The 18,627-nt window shown below is 54.2% G+C and carries 16 protein-coding genes; 6 read left to right on the plus strand and 10 right to left on the minus strand.

Going from position 1 to position 18,627, the window contains the following annotated elements; all coding sequences use genetic code 11:
* Positions 1–16: 16 nt before the first annotated feature.
* Complete coding sequence (locus tag H9644_RS00220) at positions 17–640, plus strand: TRIC cation channel family protein (protein WP_064525034.1); 624 nt, start codon at positions 17–19, stop codon at positions 638–640.
* A 46-nt stretch (positions 641–686) separates the two neighbouring features.
* Here H9644_RS00220 and erpA read toward each other — a convergent pair whose 3' ends face one another.
* Genes erpA through H9644_RS21455 form a run of 4 tightly spaced genes read right to left on the minus strand, consistent with a single transcriptional unit; the run spans position 687 to position 2,593 of the window.
* Positions 687–1,031 (minus strand): iron-sulfur cluster insertion protein ErpA, encoded by a 345-nt coding sequence (erpA, locus tag H9644_RS00225; protein WP_001295564.1) that lies wholly within the window; start codon positions 1,029–1,031, stop codon positions 687–689.
* The gene (yadW, locus tag H9644_RS00230; RefSeq protein WP_122998795.1) at positions 1,024–1,089 is read right to left on the minus strand and encodes a small protein YadW; all 66 of its coding nucleotides are present in this window, start codon (positions 1,087–1,089) and stop codon (positions 1,024–1,026) included. Before yadW ends, erpA begins: the two co-directional genes overlap by 8 nt.
* A 23-nt stretch (positions 1,090–1,112) precedes the next feature.
* Positions 1,113–2,534 (minus strand): H(+)/Cl(-) exchange transporter ClcA, encoded by a 1,422-nt coding sequence (clcA, locus tag H9644_RS00235; protein ID WP_064525036.1) that lies wholly within the window; start codon positions 2,532–2,534, stop codon positions 1,113–1,115.
* The gene (locus H9644_RS21455) at positions 2,531–2,593 is read right to left on the minus strand and encodes a hypothetical protein (protein WP_214251109.1); all 63 of its coding nucleotides are present in this window, start codon (positions 2,591–2,593) and stop codon (positions 2,531–2,533) included. Before H9644_RS21455 ends, clcA begins: the two co-directional genes overlap by 4 nt.
* Positions 2,594–2,757: 164 nt before the next feature.
* On the opposite strand from H9644_RS21455, the gene hemL reads away from it, so the two are divergent.
* The gene (gene hemL / locus H9644_RS00240) at positions 2,758–4,038 is read left to right on the plus strand and encodes a glutamate-1-semialdehyde 2,1-aminomutase (RefSeq protein WP_105289227.1); all 1,281 of its coding nucleotides are present in this window, start codon (positions 2,758–2,760) and stop codon (positions 4,036–4,038) included.
* 440 nt (positions 4,039–4,478) lie between these two features.
* On the opposite strand, the gene fhuB is transcribed toward hemL, so the two are convergent.
* The 6 genes from fhuB to hrpB form a co-directional block, all read right to left on the minus strand.
* Positions 4,479–6,461, minus strand: coding sequence for a Fe(3+)-hydroxamate ABC transporter permease FhuB (gene fhuB, locus H9644_RS00245; protein ID WP_191772610.1), 1,983 nt, complete (start codon positions 6,459–6,461; stop codon positions 4,479–4,481).
* Positions 6,458–7,348, minus strand: coding sequence for a Fe(3+)-hydroxamate ABC transporter substrate-binding protein FhuD (gene fhuD, locus H9644_RS00250; protein WP_191772612.1), 891 nt, complete (start codon positions 7,346–7,348; stop codon positions 6,458–6,460). Before fhuD ends, fhuB begins: the two co-directional genes overlap by 4 nt.
* Positions 7,348–8,145 carry a Fe3+-hydroxamate ABC transporter ATP-binding protein FhuC gene (fhuC, locus tag H9644_RS00255; protein WP_191772614.1) on the minus strand — a complete coding sequence of 266 codons (798 nt, stop codon included), beginning with the start codon at positions 8,143–8,145 and terminating at the stop codon, positions 7,348–7,350. The genes fhuD and fhuC overlap by 1 nt, the downstream gene beginning before the upstream one ends.
* A gap of 49 nt (positions 8,146–8,194) precedes the next feature.
* Positions 8,195–10,438 (minus strand): ferrichrome porin FhuA, encoded by a 2,244-nt coding sequence (fhuA, locus tag H9644_RS00260; protein WP_105289224.1) that lies wholly within the window; start codon positions 10,436–10,438, stop codon positions 8,195–8,197.
* A gap of 219 nt (positions 10,439–10,657) precedes the next feature.
* Complete coding sequence (mrcB, locus tag H9644_RS00265) at positions 10,658–13,180, minus strand: bifunctional glycosyl transferase/transpeptidase (protein WP_064525054.1); 2,523 nt, start codon at positions 13,178–13,180, stop codon at positions 10,658–10,660.
* A gap of 93 nt (positions 13,181–13,273) precedes the next feature.
* The gene (gene hrpB / locus H9644_RS00270) at positions 13,274–15,703 is read right to left on the minus strand and encodes an ATP-dependent helicase HrpB (protein WP_191772616.1); all 2,430 of its coding nucleotides are present in this window, start codon (positions 15,701–15,703) and stop codon (positions 13,274–13,276) included.
* Positions 15,704–15,776: 73 nt separating this feature from the next.
* On the opposite strand from hrpB, the gene thpR reads away from it, so the two are divergent.
* The 4 genes from thpR (at position 15,777) to gluQRS (ending at position 18,622) form a co-directional block, all read left to right on the plus strand.
* Positions 15,777–16,307: an RNA 2',3'-cyclic phosphodiesterase gene (gene thpR, locus H9644_RS00275; RefSeq protein WP_064525060.1), complete on the plus strand. Its 531-nt coding sequence runs from the start codon at positions 15,777–15,779 to the stop codon at positions 16,305–16,307.
* Between the two features lie 14 nt (positions 16,308–16,321).
* The gene (sfsA, locus tag H9644_RS00280; RefSeq protein WP_191772618.1) at positions 16,322–17,026 is read left to right on the plus strand and encodes a DNA/RNA nuclease SfsA; all 705 of its coding nucleotides are present in this window, start codon (positions 16,322–16,324) and stop codon (positions 17,024–17,026) included.
* Positions 17,027–17,203: 177 nt separating this feature from the next.
* Complete coding sequence (gene dksA, locus H9644_RS00285) at positions 17,204–17,659, plus strand: RNA polymerase-binding protein DksA (protein WP_001155227.1); 456 nt, start codon at positions 17,204–17,206, stop codon at positions 17,657–17,659.
* Between the two features lie 66 nt (positions 17,660–17,725).
* Complete coding sequence (gluQRS, locus tag H9644_RS00290; RefSeq protein WP_191772620.1) at positions 17,726–18,622, plus strand: tRNA glutamyl-Q(34) synthetase GluQRS; 897 nt, start codon at positions 17,726–17,728, stop codon at positions 18,620–18,622.
* Positions 18,623–18,627: the final 5 nt, after the last annotated feature.

Here is an 18,627-nt window from a genome sequence, read left to right on the forward strand (position 1 = left end):
CAGTGGGGATTGAACAATGCTCGTCTATTGGCTGGATATAGTCGGTACAGCGGTATTTGCCATCTCCGGCGTTTTGCTGGCCGGAAAATTGCGTATGGACCCTTTTGGCGTCCTGGTTCTGGGCGTGGTTACCGCAGTAGGTGGCGGGACAATTCGCGACATGGCGCTGGATCACGGCCCGGTATTTTGGGTGAAAGATCCCACCGATCTGGTCGTCGCAATGGTGACCAGTATGCTGACTATCGTTCTGGTACGCCAGCCAAGACGCTTACCCAAATGGATGCTGCCGGTGCTGGATGCCGTTGGTCTGGCAGTGTTCGTTGGCATTGGCGTCAACAAAGCCTTTAATGCGGATGCGGGTCCATTGATTGCAGTATGTATGGGCGTTATTACGGGCGTTGGCGGCGGGATCATTCGCGATGTGCTGGCGCGCGAAATCCCGATGATTTTACGTACAGAAATCTACGCAACAGCCTGTATTATCGGCGGTATTGTCCACGCTACGGCTTATTATACGTTTTCCGTCCCGTTAGAAACGGCCAGTATGATGGGGATGGTGGTAACGCTATTGATTCGTCTGGCGGCTATCCGTTGGCATCTTAAACTGCCGACGTTTGCGCTGGATGAGAATGGGCGTTAAAGAGAGAAGATGTGCCGGATAGTTTATCCGGCACATTAACAGCAGATTAGATGCTGAAGGAAGAACCGCAACCGCAGGTGCTTTTCGCGTTCGGGTTGGTCACGATGAAACGCGAACCTTCCAGTCCTTCAGTATAATCAACGGAGCCACCAACCAGATATTGCAGGCTCATCGGGTCAACCACCAGGCCAACGCCCTGTTTTTCAATGGTCATATCGCCTTCGTTCACCTGATCATCAAAGGTGAAACCATACTGGAAGCCGCTGCAACCGCCACCGGTGATATACACGCGTAATTTCAGATTCGGGTTATCTTCGTCAGCGATCAGGCTCTTAACTTTGTTGGCTGCTGCGTCGGTAAACTCCAGCGGCAGTGCTACGTCATCACTCATATTTTGCTCCAAACGACATCGGCAATTGGGCAAATTCTAACCCAATAATAACTGCCATTATCTAATACCCTGGTATTTCGTTCAAGTATTCTCGCTGGCAGCCACGGCCTTGCTTCGCGCCAGCTGCTCCGCTTCCTGTTTTGCCAGCGTGCGGGCAAGAATCGCCGAGTATAACGGTTTTCCACCAGTAAATTGTGCTAATAGTGTTGCGCCAAGACCGGTAATAATCATTGGCAAAATGAGCTGATAGTTATCTGTCATCTCCAGTACCAGGACGATCCCGGTCAGCGGCGCACGAACAGAGGCTGCCAGTAACGCCCCCATTCCAGCAATAGCAAATGTCCCTGCTTCAAGGTGGTATTGCGGAAATATCTCCGTAGCGACCATGCCAAACGCCGTTCCCAAAACCGTACCGAGCGCCAGCATCGGGGCGAAAATACCGCCCGGCGCACCGGAAGAGAAGCAGAGCAGCGTAGTGATCACTCGAGCGACAAAAATAAAAATCAGCATTCCCATGCTGAAATTCCCCGCAGTGGCGATAGGAATCAGGTTAAAACCGCCGCCCGACGTTTCTGGCGCAACGAAACCCAGCAAGCCGCACAGGCCGCCAATTGCACCGCCCATCAGCACCCATTTAGTGATATTGCCACCGTGCACACGGTGCAGTAAATCCTGCATCCCCAGCACCCATTTATTAAAAATGGGGCCGAAGATACCAAAAATAATGCCGAGGATCAGATAAAGCCAAAGCGTATTTAGAGGCGCGTCAGAAAGCTTACCCACGTCAATCAACGCGACTTCGTGATTAAATATTCGGTACATAATGGTCGACATAATGACGCCAATAAATACCGCTTTAATCGAAATTAGCGTATAGCGAAATTGCGGACGCATCTCTTCGATAATAAAAAGAATGCCCGCGAGCGGTGCGTTAAAGGCCGCCGCCAGACCTGCCGCTGCACCAGTTGCCAGCAACGTATGGCGAGCTTCATCACCTTTCATGCGGAAAATATCAAGCACCATACGGCCAATGTTACCGCCGATCTGCACGGTTGGCCCTTCGCGCCCCAGCACCATGCCTCCGCCCAGCGTCCCCAGACCACCAAAGAATTTCACCGGCAATACACGCCACCAGCGGACAGGACGCTGATCTTCCAGCGCCCCTTCAATTTCCGGGATCCCCGAACCACCTGCTTCTGGCGCGTATTTACGCACCAGAAAGTAGCCGAACATTGCCAGCACCGCCGAACAGAGAAAAGCGACGGTTAACAGAAGTGGGTAATTATCAGCGGTATGTACCAGCGCGCCCATTCGTTGGTTGTGTAACCAGGCGACGCCTTTGTCAAAAGCAACTGCAGCCAGCCCGACAAGGGTGCCAACGACAGCAGCCATAAACAAAATGGCTAATGGCGTTTTGTCGCGCTCAAGAAGTTGACGAATCAGTTGTCTGCGTCGCAGACGCGCGGCCTGCGGTATTTCATAAGAAGGAGTTTCAGTTTTCATCCAATGATCACATATTGGTCATACAAATAAGATGACGGCATTTTACTCGCACACTCCATGAAAATCCTTTGCAAAGCGTAATGTTTCGAATACACAAAACTTTTATACTCTACGAAGTCAACGTTGCAGCAGTAAAAGCAACTTAGTGTTGACCAGTATTTAACTTGTTATGAATAACCTAGAATAGCAGCCATTCACTTTTTCTACGAATCAGGAACCCTCCATGAGTAAGTCTGAAAACCTTTACAGCGCAGCGCGCGAGCTGATCCCTGGCGGTGTGAACTCCCCTGTTCGCGCCTTTACCGGTGTGGGCGGCACTCCACTGTTTATCGAAAAAGCGGACGGCGCTTATCTGTATGATGTTGATGGAAAAGCGTATATCGATTATGTCGGTTCCTGGGGGCCGATGGTGCTGGGCCATAACCATCCAGCAATCCGCAATGCCGTCATTGAAGCCGCCGAGCGCGGTTTAAGCTTTGGTGCGCCGACCGAAATGGAAGTGAAAATGGCGGAGCTGGTGACCGAACTCGTGCCAACGATGGATATGGTACGCATGGTGAACTCCGGCACCGAAGCGACAATGAGCGCCATCCGCCTGGCCCGTGGTTTTACTGGCCGTGACAAGATCATTAAATTCGAAGGGTGCTACCACGGTCACGCCGACTGCCTGCTGGTGAAAGCCGGTTCTGGCGCGCTCACTTTAGGTCAGCCAAACTCACCGGGTGTTCCGGCAGATTTCGCCAAACATACATTAACCTGTACTTATAACGATCTGGCGTCTGTACGCGCCGCGTTCGAACAGTACCCGCAAGAGATTGCCTGTATTATCGTCGAACCGGTAGCGGGCAATATGAACTGTGTTCCGCCGCTGCCAGAGTTCCTGCCGGGGCTGCGCGCGCTGTGTGACGAATTTGGCGCGTTGCTAATCATTGATGAAGTGATGACGGGCTTCCGCGTTGCTCTGGCGGGGGCGCAGGATTATTACGGCGTAGTGCCAGATCTCACCTGCCTTGGCAAAATCATCGGCGGTGGAATGCCGGTAGGTGCCTTCGGCGGTCGTCGTGATGTGATGAATGCGCTGGCCCCGACCGGTCCGGTGTACCAGGCGGGTACGCTTTCCGGTAACCCAATTGCGATGGCCGCCGGTTACGCCTGTCTGAATGAAGTCGCGCAGCCGGGCGTTCACGAGACGCTGGATGAGCTGACGACGCGTCTGGCAGAAGGCTTGCTGGAAGCTGCAGAAGAAGCGGGAATTCCGCTGGTCGTTAACCACGTTGGCGGCATGTTCGGTATTTTCTTTACCGACGCCGAGTCCGTGACGTGCTATCAGGATGTGATGGCCTGTGACGTGGAACGCTTTAAGCGCTTCTTCCATATGATGCTGGATGAGGGTGTTTACCTGGCACCATCGGCGTTTGAAGCAGGCTTTATGTCTGTGGCGCACAGCATGGAAGATATCAATAACACCATCGATGCGGCGCGTCGGGTATTTGCGAAGTTGTGATCCAACCTTGTTTGTCGGATGCGGCGTAAACGCCGTATCCGACCTACGGTTAAGGGCCGTTTGTAGGCCCGATAAGACGCGCCAGCGTCGCATCGGGCATTGTTTGTCGGATGCGGCGTAAACACCTTATCCGACCTACGGTTAAGGGCCGTTTGTAGGCCCGATAAGGCGCGCCAGCGTCGCATCGGGCGTTGTTTGTCGTATGCGGCGTAAACGCCGTATCCGACCTACGGTTAAGAGCCGTTTGTAGGCCCGATAAGACGCGCCAGCGTCGCATCGGGCATTGTTTGTCGGATGCGGCGTGAACGCCGTATCCGACCTACGGTTCAGGGCCGTTTGTAGGCCCGATAAGACGCGCCAGCGTCGCATCGGGCATTGTTTTTCGGATGCGGCGTAAACGCCGTATCCGACCTACGGTTCAGGGCTGTTATATGGGTAAATCAACGGCTCTGCTTTCTCAGCAAATAGATAAAATACGGCGCGCCGATAAACGTCGACAGCAGCCCCGCCGGGATCTGGAATGGAAACAGCACCATCCGCCCACACCAGTCAGCGAACACCAGCAACAATCCCCCCACCAGCGCCGAAATCACAATGTGCGGCATCGTCCGTCGAAAGCCCATCATCCGCGCAATATGCGGTGCCATTAAACCAACAAAACTCAACGGTCCAATGGTCATCGTCGCGGTCGCTGTCAGACAGGCTGCCAACAACAGCAACGCAATTCGCGTCGGCGTCAGCGCCATTCCCACGGCTCGTGCGGTATCACCACCCAACGGTAAAATGGTCAGCCAGCGGCGGCACAGCGGGGTAATCGCCAGCAGAATCACCATCACAATCCCCGTGCGCCAGACCTGCGCGTCGGTTGCGTTATAGGTCGAACCGGAAATCCAGGTCAGCACCGTCGCCATTCGCGGATCGCCGCTTGCCTGCAACATCATCAGCAGCATGGTGAAAGCAGTGCTTAACGCCATCCCTGCCAGCAGCATCCGGTGCGGAGAAAATCCACCGCGTCCGGCGGCGATCATAATGATTAACAAGGTCACCGCCGCACCGAGGCTTCCCGCAGGCAGCAGCCAACCAAAGGCATTACCCGGCACCAGAAACAGCATCAACACCACGCCAAACGCCGCGCCGGAGCTAATCCCCAACACTTCCGGGCTTGCCATCGGGTTTCCGGTCAGCCGCTGAATAATGCAGCCCGCTACCGCCAGCATTACGCCCGCAAACAGCGCCGCCATAATTCGCGGCCAGCGCCAGGGCATTAAATCCTCGAGCAACGCCCCACTCGCCCACGTCCAGCCATGTGCATCGCGACCAAACGACAACGCCACCACCACAGCAATCAACAGCAGCACGCCGCCCGCGAGGGCGAATGCCAGCACATGTTGCCGTTCAATCGCCACCCGATCATTGACTTTCATATCCGGCGCGCTAATGCTGCGTAAACGCGGCAGCAGCCACAGCAGCAGCGGCGCACCAATCAACGCTGTGACCGAACCGGTGGAAACTTCCATCCACACACGGGTTAGCCAGAGGATAATCTGATCGGAAAGCCAGAGGATCAGCGCGCCAATCAGCGACGCCAGCAGCAGTCGTGGCAGCAGACGCCGTGCGCCCAGCATTTTCGCCAGCAGTGGCGCGAACAACCCGATAAAGCCGATAATCCCTACCGCATTCACCAGCAGCGCACTGATGACAATCGCCAGCGACAGCGCCGCCAGACGTGCCAGCGACAAGGCCAGCCCCAGATTGCGCGCCACGCCATCATCAAGCCCCAACAAGGTTAATGGGCGAAGTAGCAGCAACGTCAGCATCACGCCACCCAGCAGTTGCGGCCATAAACGCTCAACGTCGCCCCAGTCGGTTTGCGTCAGCGTTCCGGTGCTCCACAGGAACATGCTTTGCAACTGGTCATGATGGAAGATAACCAGTAACTGATTGATTGCCCCGCAATAAAGGCTCACCACCAGACCCGCGAGGATCAGCGTCACCGGCGAAAGCCGCTTGCCCCACGCGACGCCAAAGACGATTAAGCCAACGACACAAGCCCCCGCCAGTGCAGCAAACTGGCTCGCCATCGCGCCGGGGATCGCCCAAAGCGTAGTGACGGTAATCCCCAGTTGCGCACCTGTTGCGACGCCCAGCGTGGTCGGCTCCGCCAGCGGGTTACGCAGCACTTGCTGAAACAGCACGCCCACCAGCCCCAGACCCGCGCCCACCAGCAGCGAAATCGCCAGACGCGGCAGCAAGCTGTAGTGAAAAATCATCTGCTCGATGACATCGATATCCGGCGACCAGATGGCCTGCGCCCACTGGCTACGCGGCAGCGCCTGCGAGAAGTTCATCCAGGTGAGCGCCGCAGCAGCAATCACCAGCAGCGCCAGCAATAACGCTGGAAAAAGCGCAATTCGTTTACTCACGCTTTACCTCCGATGGCGTTATCCAGAATACGCACAAAGTGCATTGCCGAAAGCGTCGCGCCATAAAACCAGACCGCCGGAACACGTTGAAAACGTCCTGCACGGACAAACGGCATGGCCTGCCACAGCGGCGTTGCCATTAGCGCGTTCATCTCCTTGCTGTTGTCGTGATCAAAACAGAGCACATCAACGTCTTTATACGCTGCCAGACGATCGATACTAACGGCGGTACTGCCCCAGAAATTGGTTTCTCCCTGCCAGGCATTTGGAATGCCGTATTCATCGAGAATTTCCTGGAACAGGCTGTTTGGACCGAAGACCAGCATATGGCGCGGATCGATAAGCGTCGTCAGTAATAACGGACGCGCCCCACGCTTCACAAAGCGGGGTTTCATGCTGCGGATAAAGTCTTCATAGTGCGCTAAATGCGTTTCTGCCGCGTTTTGCAGGTTAAGTAAATCTGCCATTTCCGTCAGCGACTTACGCGCTACCACCAGCGGCTGTTTGCCGTCGCTGAAATTAAACCCGCGCCCCGGCGCAATGCGTGCCAGCATTTCTGGCGAAGGGCCATATCCCGCCGACCAGACCATAAACGACGGTTTCATTTCGGTCAGCAGTTCGAGATTAGGTTCTGTGCGCAAACCAACGTCAATCACCGAATCCGGCAATGGTGGTTCGCTGACCCACAGGCGATAGTTAATGGTGTCTGCCACACCGTAAGGTACGATGCCGAGCGCCAGTAGTAATTCCACCGGCAACCACTCGAGCGCCACAATACGATTTGGATCAATAGCCGCCGCGCGGGCGGTATTCATCTGCCATAACAACGGAGAAAGCGCCATCGCCGTTAACAGTCGGCGGCGCGAAATAAGAGGTAAGCCGCTCATCAATAAACAAAACTCACAGGTGCAGCACCCGCCGGATGCGGCAAAATACCCATCGGGATGCCATAAATCATTTCGAGGGTTTCGCCGCGCATAATTTCCGCTGGCGTTCCCTGAGCAATCATTTCACCGCCGCGCAGGGCGACCAGATAATCACAGTAGCGCGCTGCCATATTGATATCGTGCAGTACGGCAACGACCGTCAGACCACGTTCCTGACTTAAACGATGCACCAGCGCCAGCACGTCAACCTGGTGCGCGATATCCAGCGCCGAGGTCGGTTCGTCCAGCAGCAGGCAACGGCTATCCTGCGCCACCAGCATGGCGATCCACGCCCGCTGACGTTCGCCGCCAGAGAGACTATCAACCAGACGATGTGCCAGCGGTTTTAAGCCTACCAGCGAAATCGCCTCTTCAACCTTTTCGCGATCTGCCGAGCCAAAGCGCCCCAGCGCGCCGTGCCACGGGTAACGACCAATCGCCACCAGTTCACGCACGGTCATCCCTTCTGCCGGAGGAAGCTGCTGCGGCAAATAAGCCACTTTGCGGGCAAACGCTTTGCTGCTCCAGCTTTCCAGCGGCTGGGCATCAAGAAGAATTTCGCCTTCCGACGGTGGCTGATGACGGCCAAGCATTTTGAGCAGAGTGGATTTACCAGAACCGTTGTGACCAATCAGACCGGTCACTTTCCCGGCAGGAAAGGTTAACGACAGCGGATGCAAAAGCGTGCGCCCTGGCACACGAAAGGAGATATTACGCAGTGCAAAAGTGGTATCGGAATGATTCGTGTATTCCTGCATAACAGCCAACTTGTGAAGCGGGCACGGAAATCCGTGCCCAAAGAGAAAATTAGAAACGGAAGGTTGCGGTTGCAACGACCTGACGTTCTGCGCCCCAGAAGCAGCCATAGGTGTTAAAGCAGCTGGCGACGTATTCACGATCGAACAGGTTGTTAACATGCAGCGCCACGTTGGAGCCAGCCATACCGACTCGCGCCAGATCATAACGCACTAACGCATCCACGACCGTATAACTTCCCACTTTAAAGGAGTTCGCCGGATCGCCGTAGCTGGAGCCCGTATAACGACCGCCAGTACCCAACGTCAGACCAGAAAGTGGACCGTCAAAGAAGGTGTAGTCAGCCCACAGAGAAGCCATGTGTTTTGGCACCTGCGCAGGCGTATTGCCTTTGTAGGTAGTATCGGTAGTGTATTCCGCGTCGGTATAGGTATAAGAACCGACCACGTTTACACTCGCCGACAGCGCCGCTTTTGCTTCGATTTCTACGCCACGCGCGCGGATCTCACCACCTTCAACCGAGAAGAAAGAACCCTCAGGATCCGCCATCAGATTGTTGGTTTTGGTGAGATTATACAGCGCGCCAGTCACCACAATTGGGCGATCTTCCGGTACGTATTTCACGCCGACTTCATACTGCTTACCTTTAGACGGTGCGAAAATATTACCATCCTTCCCGACCTGTGAAGAAGGTTCAAACGATTCGCTATAGCTGAAGTACGGTGTTACGCCGTTATCAAATAGGTAGTTAACACCACCACGCCATGTGAACTGTTTGTCATCACGTTTGTCTGTCGTTCCCGCTACGCGGTTAAGAGATTCTTGATCCGCCCAGTCGTAACGACCGCCCAGGGTGACCAGCACTTTATCCCACTGCGCCTGATCCTGAACGTAAATGCCCGTTTGCTTCTGCTTATTCAGAATGCGGTAAGGGCCGGAGTTTGCCGGATCTTTCGCGTTGAAATCGAAATCGGTATTCACCGGATTGTACAGATCGAGCAGTGGTACGGAGTCGTCGTAACCAAACCAGGCGTTGATGTCATTACGCATACGCATAAAGTCGACACCGGTCAGCAGAGTGTGGTCGATATCGCCAGTGGCAAACTTGCTCTGCAGTTGGGTATCAACGGAGAAGTTTTGCAGTTTCTCATCATCAACGACGTATTTACGCGCCAGATAATGGCCTTTATCCGCTGGCGCTAAAGCTGCACACTGCTGGCTATAAGCATTCGCCGGATCGGAGCATACACCGTAACCATAAACGCTGTTTTGCGAGGTTTTGTTTTCAGCAAAGCGCAGGTTCTGACGTACGGTAAAGGTATCGTTAAATTCGTGGTCAAAGCTGTACCCCACCATCTTCTCATTACGAGAATAGGTGTTGTTCTTCGCCCCTTCGTTAAAGTCAGTCGGCAGACGCTTACCGTTCGGCAACTTATCTACCGTACCCTCTTTCGGCAACCAGCCGTAATAACCGGTTTCCGGCTCGTTCTGGAAGTAAGAAAGGAAGGTGAAATTGGTTTTATCATCCGGACGCCAGGTGAACGCTGGAGCAATGGCATAACGCTGTTCTTCTGCGCCCTTCTGCTGGGCATTGGCGGAACGCGCAAGACCGGTCAGGCGATAAGAGTAAACGCCGTCATCATCCAGCGCATCGCTGAAGTCAAAACCAGTCTGGAACAGACTGTCAGTACCGGCTTTAAACTGAACTTCTTTCAGCGGTTCAGTGGTCGGGCGCTTGCTGACCATGTTCAACAGGCCGCCAGGGCTGCTTTTCCCGTACAGCACGGATACCGGACCACGCATAATTTCAGCGCGCTCCAGCATATACGGGTCGATAACCGCATCGTTATAGAAGTTGCCCTGCATCTTCAGGCCATTCAGATAGTTGTTCTGGCTTTGGCCTTCTGCGGCAAAACCGCGAATGATCAGGTGGTCATAGGTGTTGGATGCGCCACGCGTACCAACAGAAACACCTGGCGTGTAACTGAGCGCCTCTTTTACTGACTTCGGCTGATGCAGCGCCATCTCTTCGGCGGTCACAACAGAAATAGACTGTGGTACTTTTTGAATCGGCGTATCTGTTTTGGTGCCGGTGGCGGACTGTCGCGCCGCGATAGTGGCAGCCGGACCCCATGCGCTTTCTTGTGGCGCAGGTGCAGCGGTAACGGTGATAGTGTCTTCTTTCGGTTCAACCGCTGCCTGTGCATAAACAGACATGCCGCTAACCGCTGTGGCTACTACGACTGCGATTTTACGCAGCGAGTGTTTTGGCTGAGCAGTTTTGGAACGCGCCATTGGTATATCTCTGATGTAAAGTGAATGATAACGTAAACGAGAATGATTATTATAAAGATAAGATAATATTCGAAACGCTGGCGGGTTCGCAAGCGGTACGCAATCTGAGCGATCCTGAAGGGTCAATAAACAACCAGATGAAAAGAAAGGGTTAATACTTTGGGTGGGATGTTATTTTACCGGATGGCAACTCGCCATCCGGTATGTCACGCTTAGACGTTAATTACTACCAAACATATCCTTGATCCAACCTGCCACACCGTCGCTGTCTTTCTGCTCCTGTTGAGCAGGTTGCTGTTGCGGCTGTGAAGACTGATCAAATGGATTGCCTGACGGTTGCTGCGGCATCTCACTCTGCTGGCACAACGATTGCGGATCGCTGGTCCAGACCGGCAAGGTACGCATGCCACCGCTGCAAACAAAGTTACCGTCGTAATCCACGCCCATATCCACGATATCTTCTGGCGGTACAAGATTAAGCGGCGTTGGTGTCTGATTAGCCAGATAACGCTGGTAAATCGACATCGCCCCGCTGGCACCGTACAACTTAGTCGGCTGGTTGTTATCGCGGCCTACCCAGGTGATGGTCACCGTGCTGCCGTCAATGCCCGCAAACCAGGTATCAACGTTGTTGTTGGTAGTACCCGTTTTCCCTGCCAGATGCAGATTTGGATATTTCGCCCCAAGCTGACGCCCTGTACCACGTTGCACCACTTGCTGCATGGTCCACAGCGTCAGATACGCCGCCTGCGCCGGAACTGCGCGCTCCGCCTGCGGGAAACTCTGATACAGCACTTTACCATCTTCAGCAATTACAGAACGCAACGCGGAGAGCTGTGCGCGGTTACCACCGCTGGCGATAGTCTGGAAAGCCTGCGCCACTTCGATTGGTGTTAAGTTCAGCGCCCCCAGCAACATTGCCGGAACTGGATTCAGCTGGTCTTTCGGCACGCCCAGTTTGATCCAGGTATCCGTAACCGCAGGCAGCCCCAGTGCCATCCCCAGATTCACCGTCGGCACGTTCATCGAACGGGTCAACGCATCCACCAGCATTACTCTGCCGCTTTCGCTATAGCGACGATCATCGTTCTGCGGTGACCAGACCTGGCCGTTCGGCTGGCGCAGCGCGATTGGCGCATCGGCAATCCACGTGTTCAGACGATAGATTTTCGGCTGACTTAACGCCGTAAGGTAAGTCGCTGGTTTCGCCAGTGAACCAATCGAACGACGCGCCTGCATCGCACGGTTGTAGCCCGCGAACTGCGGTTCAGCCCCCCCGACCATCGCACGAACTTCGCCACTAAAGCGGTCGACGACCACAATCGCGGTTTCCAGATCGCTCAACTTACGCTGTTTCTTCAGTGCCGGAATACCTTCCACGGCGGCTTTTTCTGCCGCGTCCTGGGCCACCGAGTCAAAGGTAGTGAAGATCTTCACGCCGGAGAGATCTTTTACCTTATCGCCCAATTTCGCCTGCAGCTCCTGACGCACCAGTTGCATAAAGGCTGGCTGCGGAGAGATTACTCCGCCGCGTGGCTGTACACCCAGCGGACGTGCACTCAGCATGTCATAGAGTTCTTGATCAATAATCTGCTGTTGTTGCAGCAGACGCAGCACCAGGTTACGTCGCTCCAGCGCCAGTTTCGGGTTACGCCACGGGTTGTAGATCGACGCACCTTTCACCATGCCAACCAACAGCGCCTGTTGGTCAAGGCTCAACTCTTCTACCGGGCGACCAAAGTAGTACAGGCTCGCCAGCGGGAAGCCGCGGATTTCGTTATCGCCGCTCTGACCGAGATACACCTCGTTCATATACAGCTCAAGAATGCGGTCTTTGCTGTAACGCGCGTCCATGATCAGCGCCATGTAGGCTTCGTTCGCTTTACGCCAGTAAGAACGTTCGCTGGAGAGGAACAGGTTTTTCACCAACTGTTGCGTCAGCGTGCTCGCCCCCTGCACCGTGCGACCGGCGGTCAGGTTCGCCAGCACCGCACGTCCGATAGAGTAGAGGCTGATGCCATCATGCTCGTAGAAATGACGGTCTTCTGTCGCCAGCAAAGTATCTACCAGCAGGTCCGGGAAACCACTGCGCGGCACAAACAGACGCTGCTCGCCGTTTGGCGAGGAGATCATGGTGATCAGGCGCGGATCAAGACGGAAGAAACCGAACTGACGGTTGTTCTCCATATTGACGATCGTCGCCAGATGATCGCCATCAAAAGTCAGACGCGCACGCACCTGCCCTTCTTTACTGTCCGGGAAATCAAACGGACGGCGGATCATTTCAATGCTGTTGGCCTGCACGGTAAATTCGCCAGGACGGGTCATCTTCGACACCTGACGATACTGGGTCGCCTCCAGCAGTTTCACCATCTCGTTTTTGCTGATGGTCATATCTGGCTCAAGGTTAACCATTCGGCCATAGACCGCCGCGGGCAACTGCCAGACTTTGCCATCAATACGGCTACGGATTTTTTGATCCAGATAGACGCCGTAAATGGCGATCAGCACGGCAAAAACAATAGCCAGTTTTAGCAGCAGCCATAACCAGCCGCGTTTGCCACGAGGCTTACGCCCTTTTCCTTTGCCCTTTCCTTTGCGCGGCATCGGTTCTTCGTCCTCATAGTCATCATAATCGTCGTAATCATCGTCGTCTTCGTAACGACGACGGCTTACCTTTTGTTTGACTGGACGCGTCGGTTTCCCTTTGCGTCCAATTGGCTCGCGGTCATTCCCGGCCATGCTTTTTCTCCGCAATATTCAGGCGCAAAAGCCCGATTTTCTGTTCTTCTGTTGCAATACAGAAGAAGATATCTCTCAAATTTGCTTTGGTCTTCACGAATACTTTTTCGTCCGTCGCGTTGGTGCGGTATTCGCCGGATCGTCCGGCCAGACGTGTTTGGGATAACGCCCTTTCATCTCTTTTTGCACCTCACGATACGCCCCTTTCCAGAAGGCCCCCAAATCACGCGTGATTTGCAGCGGCCTTTGGGCGGGTGAAAGTAACTCCAGCACCAATGGCACACGCCCCTGGGCGATTGTCGGATTGGTGGCTTCGCCAAACATCTCCTGCATTCTTACTGCCAGCGCAGGTGGGTTATCTTCATGATAACGAATGGCGATCCGACTTCCCGTCGGCACAGTGTAATGCGCAGGCAATTCACTATCCAGACGTTGCTGCATTCCCCAATCAAGTAATCCGCGTAGCGCCTGATAAACATCAAGAGATTTCAGGCCACGTAGCGAATGTACACCGCTCATATGCGGCAATAGCCACGTTTCCAGCGATGCCAGCAAGCTCGCTTCATCCATTGCTGGCCAGTCATATTCCGGCAACCACTTTGTGGCACACAGCAAACGCAAGCGTAGTTGTTCCGCTTCCGGCGTCCAGTTAAGTACGCTTAGACCTTTATCGCGAATACCATTAAGCATTGCATGATGTAATTCATCTTCCGACGGTTTCGCCAGCGGCTGTACTTTTACTGTGAGCTGACCAATCTGCAACCGACGCCAGGCCTTCAGCGTGCCTTGCGCATCATCCCATTCTACGGTGTCAGACTGCCGTAATAGCTGCGGGCAGCGTTGTACTAACTCATCAATATCGACCGGTAGCGCCAGTAAAATTCTCGCATCCGGCGAGGCGCTGCCCTGCAATAATAACGGTGCTACCAGCCATTCATGGCGGTTTAACGCGTCGTCAACATCCAGCATCGCCCCCATGCCGTTCGCCAGTTGATAGCGACCATCCTGACCACGGCGACGGGCAATACGATCGGCAAATGCCTGAGCAAGCAACGGCGCGATAAGCGAACTGTCAGCCTCACCGCCGCGGACGTTTAAGCGTTTCAACAGTTGCTGACTACGTTGCTGCCAGGCTGGTTGATTGCGCGAAAACGCCACTCCAAGATCGCAATTACCCATCCGTGGCGGTTCTTCGAGAATGGCGGCAATTTTTGCGGCGGTAGCCGCTTCATCGTCACTCTTCGCGTTCACCAGCATTGCAGCTAAACGCGGATCGTTACCCAGCACAGCCATTTTTTGCCCTTGCGCACTAAGCCGTTCACCGTCCAGCGCCCCCAGCATTTGTAACAGACGTTTCGCCGCCTGTAGATTCACCACTGGCGGGTGATCCAGCCAGTTCATCTGTGCCGGATCGCTACATCCCCATTGCAATAATTCCATCAACAAACCAGAGAGATCGCTTTGTAAGATCTCCGGTTCACTTTGTGCTGCGGCGCGTTCCGCCTGCTCTTTAGCGATTAAATGCAGGCAAATACCTGGCTCCAGACGCCCGGCGCGCCCGGCACGTTGCGTCATCGACGCCTGGCTAACACGCTGAGTGATCAACCGCGTAAGACCGGTACGCGGATCAAAGCGCGCCACCCGTTCCTGGGCGCAATCCACCACCAGACGGATACCTTCGATAGTTAGACTGGTTTCAGCGATGTTGGTCGCCAGCACCACCTTGCGCATTCCTTGCGGCGCAGGGAGGATAGCTTTTCGCTGATCGTTCAGCGACAACGCCCCATACAGTGGGCAGAGCAACACATCACTGCCAATGCGTGACGCCAGTTGTTCCTGCACGCGCTGAATTTCTCCGACGCCTGGTAAAAATAAAAGTAATGATCCGCTTTCCTGGCGCAGCAATTCGGCGGTAGCGGCCGCAACCGCTTCATCAAAGCGTTGATGTGCAGGCAACGACAAATAGCGGCGTTCCACCGGATACGAACGCCCTTCGGAAACAATAACGGGCACTTCTGGCAGCATTTGTTGCAAACGATCGTTATCCAGCGTGGCCGACATAATCAGCAGCTTTAAGTCATCGCGCAGCCCTTGTTGCACATCGAGTAACAACGCCAGCGCCAAATCCGCCTGCAAACTGCGTTCATGAAACTCATCGAGGATCACCAGCCCCACGTCGTTCAGTTCCGGGTCGCGCTGGATCATGCGCGTCAACACGCCTTCGGTGACCACTTCCAGGCGTGTATTCGGCCCGACGCAGTTTTGCGCACGCATCCGGTAGCCAACGGTGTCGCCAGGCTTTTCATTCAGCAGCTCCGCCAGGCGTTGCGCAACGTTACGCGCCGCCAGTCGACGTGGCTCCAGCAGGATGATTTTCCCGTGAATACCTGAATGCGCCAGCAGTTGCAGCGGTAACCAGGTCGATTTTCCGGCTCCGGTCGGCGCACTTAATAACACCTGCGGCGCATAATCGAGGGCGGCAAGTAATTCAGGTAAGACGGCGGCAACGGGTAACGACGACACAAAACGCTCCAGAGGGTTAACATTCTTCGCGCCACATTGTAGCATCGCGGTAATTCATAACCGAGTGCCTGACATGTCTGAACCGCAACGGCTGTTCTTTGCCATTGACCTACCTGCTGAAATCCGTGAACAGATTATTCACTGGCGCGCCGCACAGTTTCCACCTGAAGCGGGTCGCCCGGTCGCCGCTGAGAATTTGCATCTGACGTTAGCGTTTTTAGGCGAAGTCAGCGCAGACAAAGAGAAGGCGCTCTCACTTCTGGCCGGGCGGATTCGTCAACCAGGTTTTACACTCACGCTTGATGACGCCGGTCAGTGGCTGCGTTCACGCGTAGTATGGCTGGGTATGCGCCAGCCGCCGCGCGGCTTAATCCAACTGGCGAATATGCTCCGTTCGCAGGCAGCACGTAGTGGTTGTTTTCAAAGCAATCGACCGTTTCATCCGCATATCACCTTATTGCGCGACGCCAGCGAGGCGGTAACAATCCCACCGCCTGGTTTTCACTGGTCGTATGAGGTGACGGAGTTCACTCTTTATGCTTCCTCGTTTACCCGTGGGCGCACACGCTACACGCCGCTCAAACGCTGGACGCTGACGCAATAACAAGGGTTGTCATAATGGAATTTTCTCCTCCTCTACAGCGCGCTACGCTGATTCAGCGTTATAAACGCTTTTTAGCTGATGTGGTCACACCTGATGGTCGCGAATTAACGCTACACTGCCCTAATACAGGTGCGATGACCGGTTGTGCAACGCCTGGCGATACCGTCTGGTATTCGACTTCCGACAACACAAAACGGAAATATCCGCACACCTGGGAACTGACCCAAAGCCAAAGTGGCGCATTTATTTGCGTCAATACACTTTGGGCTAACAGGTTGACGAAAGAGGCTATCCTCAATGGGGATATTTCGGAACTGTCAGGCTATAGCTCGCTGAAAAGCGAAGTAAAATACGGCGCCGAGCGCAGTCGTATTGACTTCATGTTACAGGCGAGGTTTCGACCTGACTGCTATATTGAAGTGAAATCGGTTACGTTAGCGGAAAATGAACAGGGATACTTTCCCGATGCAGTCACTGAACGAGGTCAGAAACATCTTCGGGAGTTGATGAGCGTAGCAGCTGAAGGCCAACGTGCGGTGATTTTTTTCGCCGTGCTGCATTCAGCCATTACACGTTTTTCACCCGCGCGCCACATCGATGAGAAATACGCGCAACTATTGTCAGAGGCACAACAGAGGGGAGTAGAAATTCTGGCTTATAAAGCGGAACTTTCTGCTGAAGGTATGGCTCTTAAAAAATCACTGCCTGTTACATTGTAGTAGTGTAAGTAACTGGTTAATTTACATTCTGGTCGCGTGCGCAAATACGCTTTTCCTCACACAGTTGTCAAGTGTTACGTTTAGATAATTGCTATCCGGAAAAGCATCTGCTATTTATAGCGGCCTCATTTTTCCCCCGAACATGGGGATCGATAGTGCGTGTTAAGGAGAAGCAACATGCAAGAAGGGCAAAACCGTAAAACATCGTCCCTGAGTATTCTCGCCATCGCTGGGGTGGAGCCATATCAGGAGAAGCCGGGCGAAGAGTATATGAACGAAGCCCAGCTGGCGCACTTCCGTCGTATTCTGGAAGCATGGCGTAATCAACTCAGGGATGAAGTCGATCGCACCGTTACACATATGCAGGATGAAGCAGCCAACTTCCCGGACCCGGTAGACCGTGCAGCCCAGGAAGAAGAGTTCAGCCTCGAACTGCGTAACCGCGATCGCGAGCGTAAGCTGATCAAAAAGATCGAGAAGACGCTGAAAAAAGTGGAAGACGAAGATTTCGGCTACTGCGAATCCTGCGGTGTTGAAATTGGTATTCGTCGCCTGGAAGCGCGCCCGACAGCCGATCTGTGCATCGACTGCAAAACGCTGGCTGAAATTCGCGAAAAACAGATGGCTGGCTAATTACAGCCGTTCCATCACGTTTACCACAGGCGGGAAATACTCCCGCCTTATTTTTTGTTCAAAGAGATGACAGACACACAGTATATTGGTCGCTTCGCCCCCTCTCCTTCCGGCGAACTTCATTTTGGCTCTCTGATCGCCGCGCTTGGCAGCTACTTGCAGGCTCGCGCCCGGCAAGGTCGCTGGCTGGTACGCATTGAAGATATCGACCCGCCTCGTGAAGTTCCCGGTGCCGCAGAAACTATCCTGCGCCAGCTGGAACATTACGGCCTGCACTGGGACGGCGATGTTCTTTGGCAATCCCAACGTCACGACGCCTATCGCGAAGCACTCGCCTGGTTACGTGAGCAAGGGCTAAGTTATTACTGCACCTGCACGCGTGCGCGTATTCAAAGTATTGGCGGTATTTACGACGGTCATTGCCGAACATTGCATCATGTACCAGACAATGCGGCTGTGCGCATTCGGCAGTTGCATCCGGTCACGCAGTTTACTGATCAACTACGCGGAATTATTCACGCCGACGAAAAACTGGCGCGGGAAGATTTTATTATTCATCGTCGTGATGGTTTGTTTGCCTATAACCTGGCGGTGGTGGTCGATGATCACTTCCAGGGCGTCACAGAAATTGTCCGTGGCGCAGATTTGATCGAACCGACAGTGCGGCAAATCTCGCTGTACCAGCTTTTTGGCTGGCAAGTGCCAGATTACATTCATTTGCCACTGGCGCTTAACGCACAAGGCGCTAAACTTTCCAAGCAGAATCATGCGCCTGCGTTGCCGAAAGGCGATCCGCGCCCGGTGTTAATCGCGGCACTTCAATTTCTGGGGCAGCAGGCAGAAGCGCACTGGCAGGATTACAGCGTCGAGCAAATCCTTCAGTCAGCCGTCAAAAACTGGATGCTGACTGCCGTGCCTGAGTCGGCAATTGTAAATTCAACATTCTCAAATGCGTCATGCTGAGCTAT

It is taken from the genome of Escherichia whittamii, assembly GCF_014836715.1.
GTDB lineage: Bacteria > Pseudomonadota > Gammaproteobacteria > Enterobacterales > Enterobacteriaceae > Escherichia > Escherichia whittamii.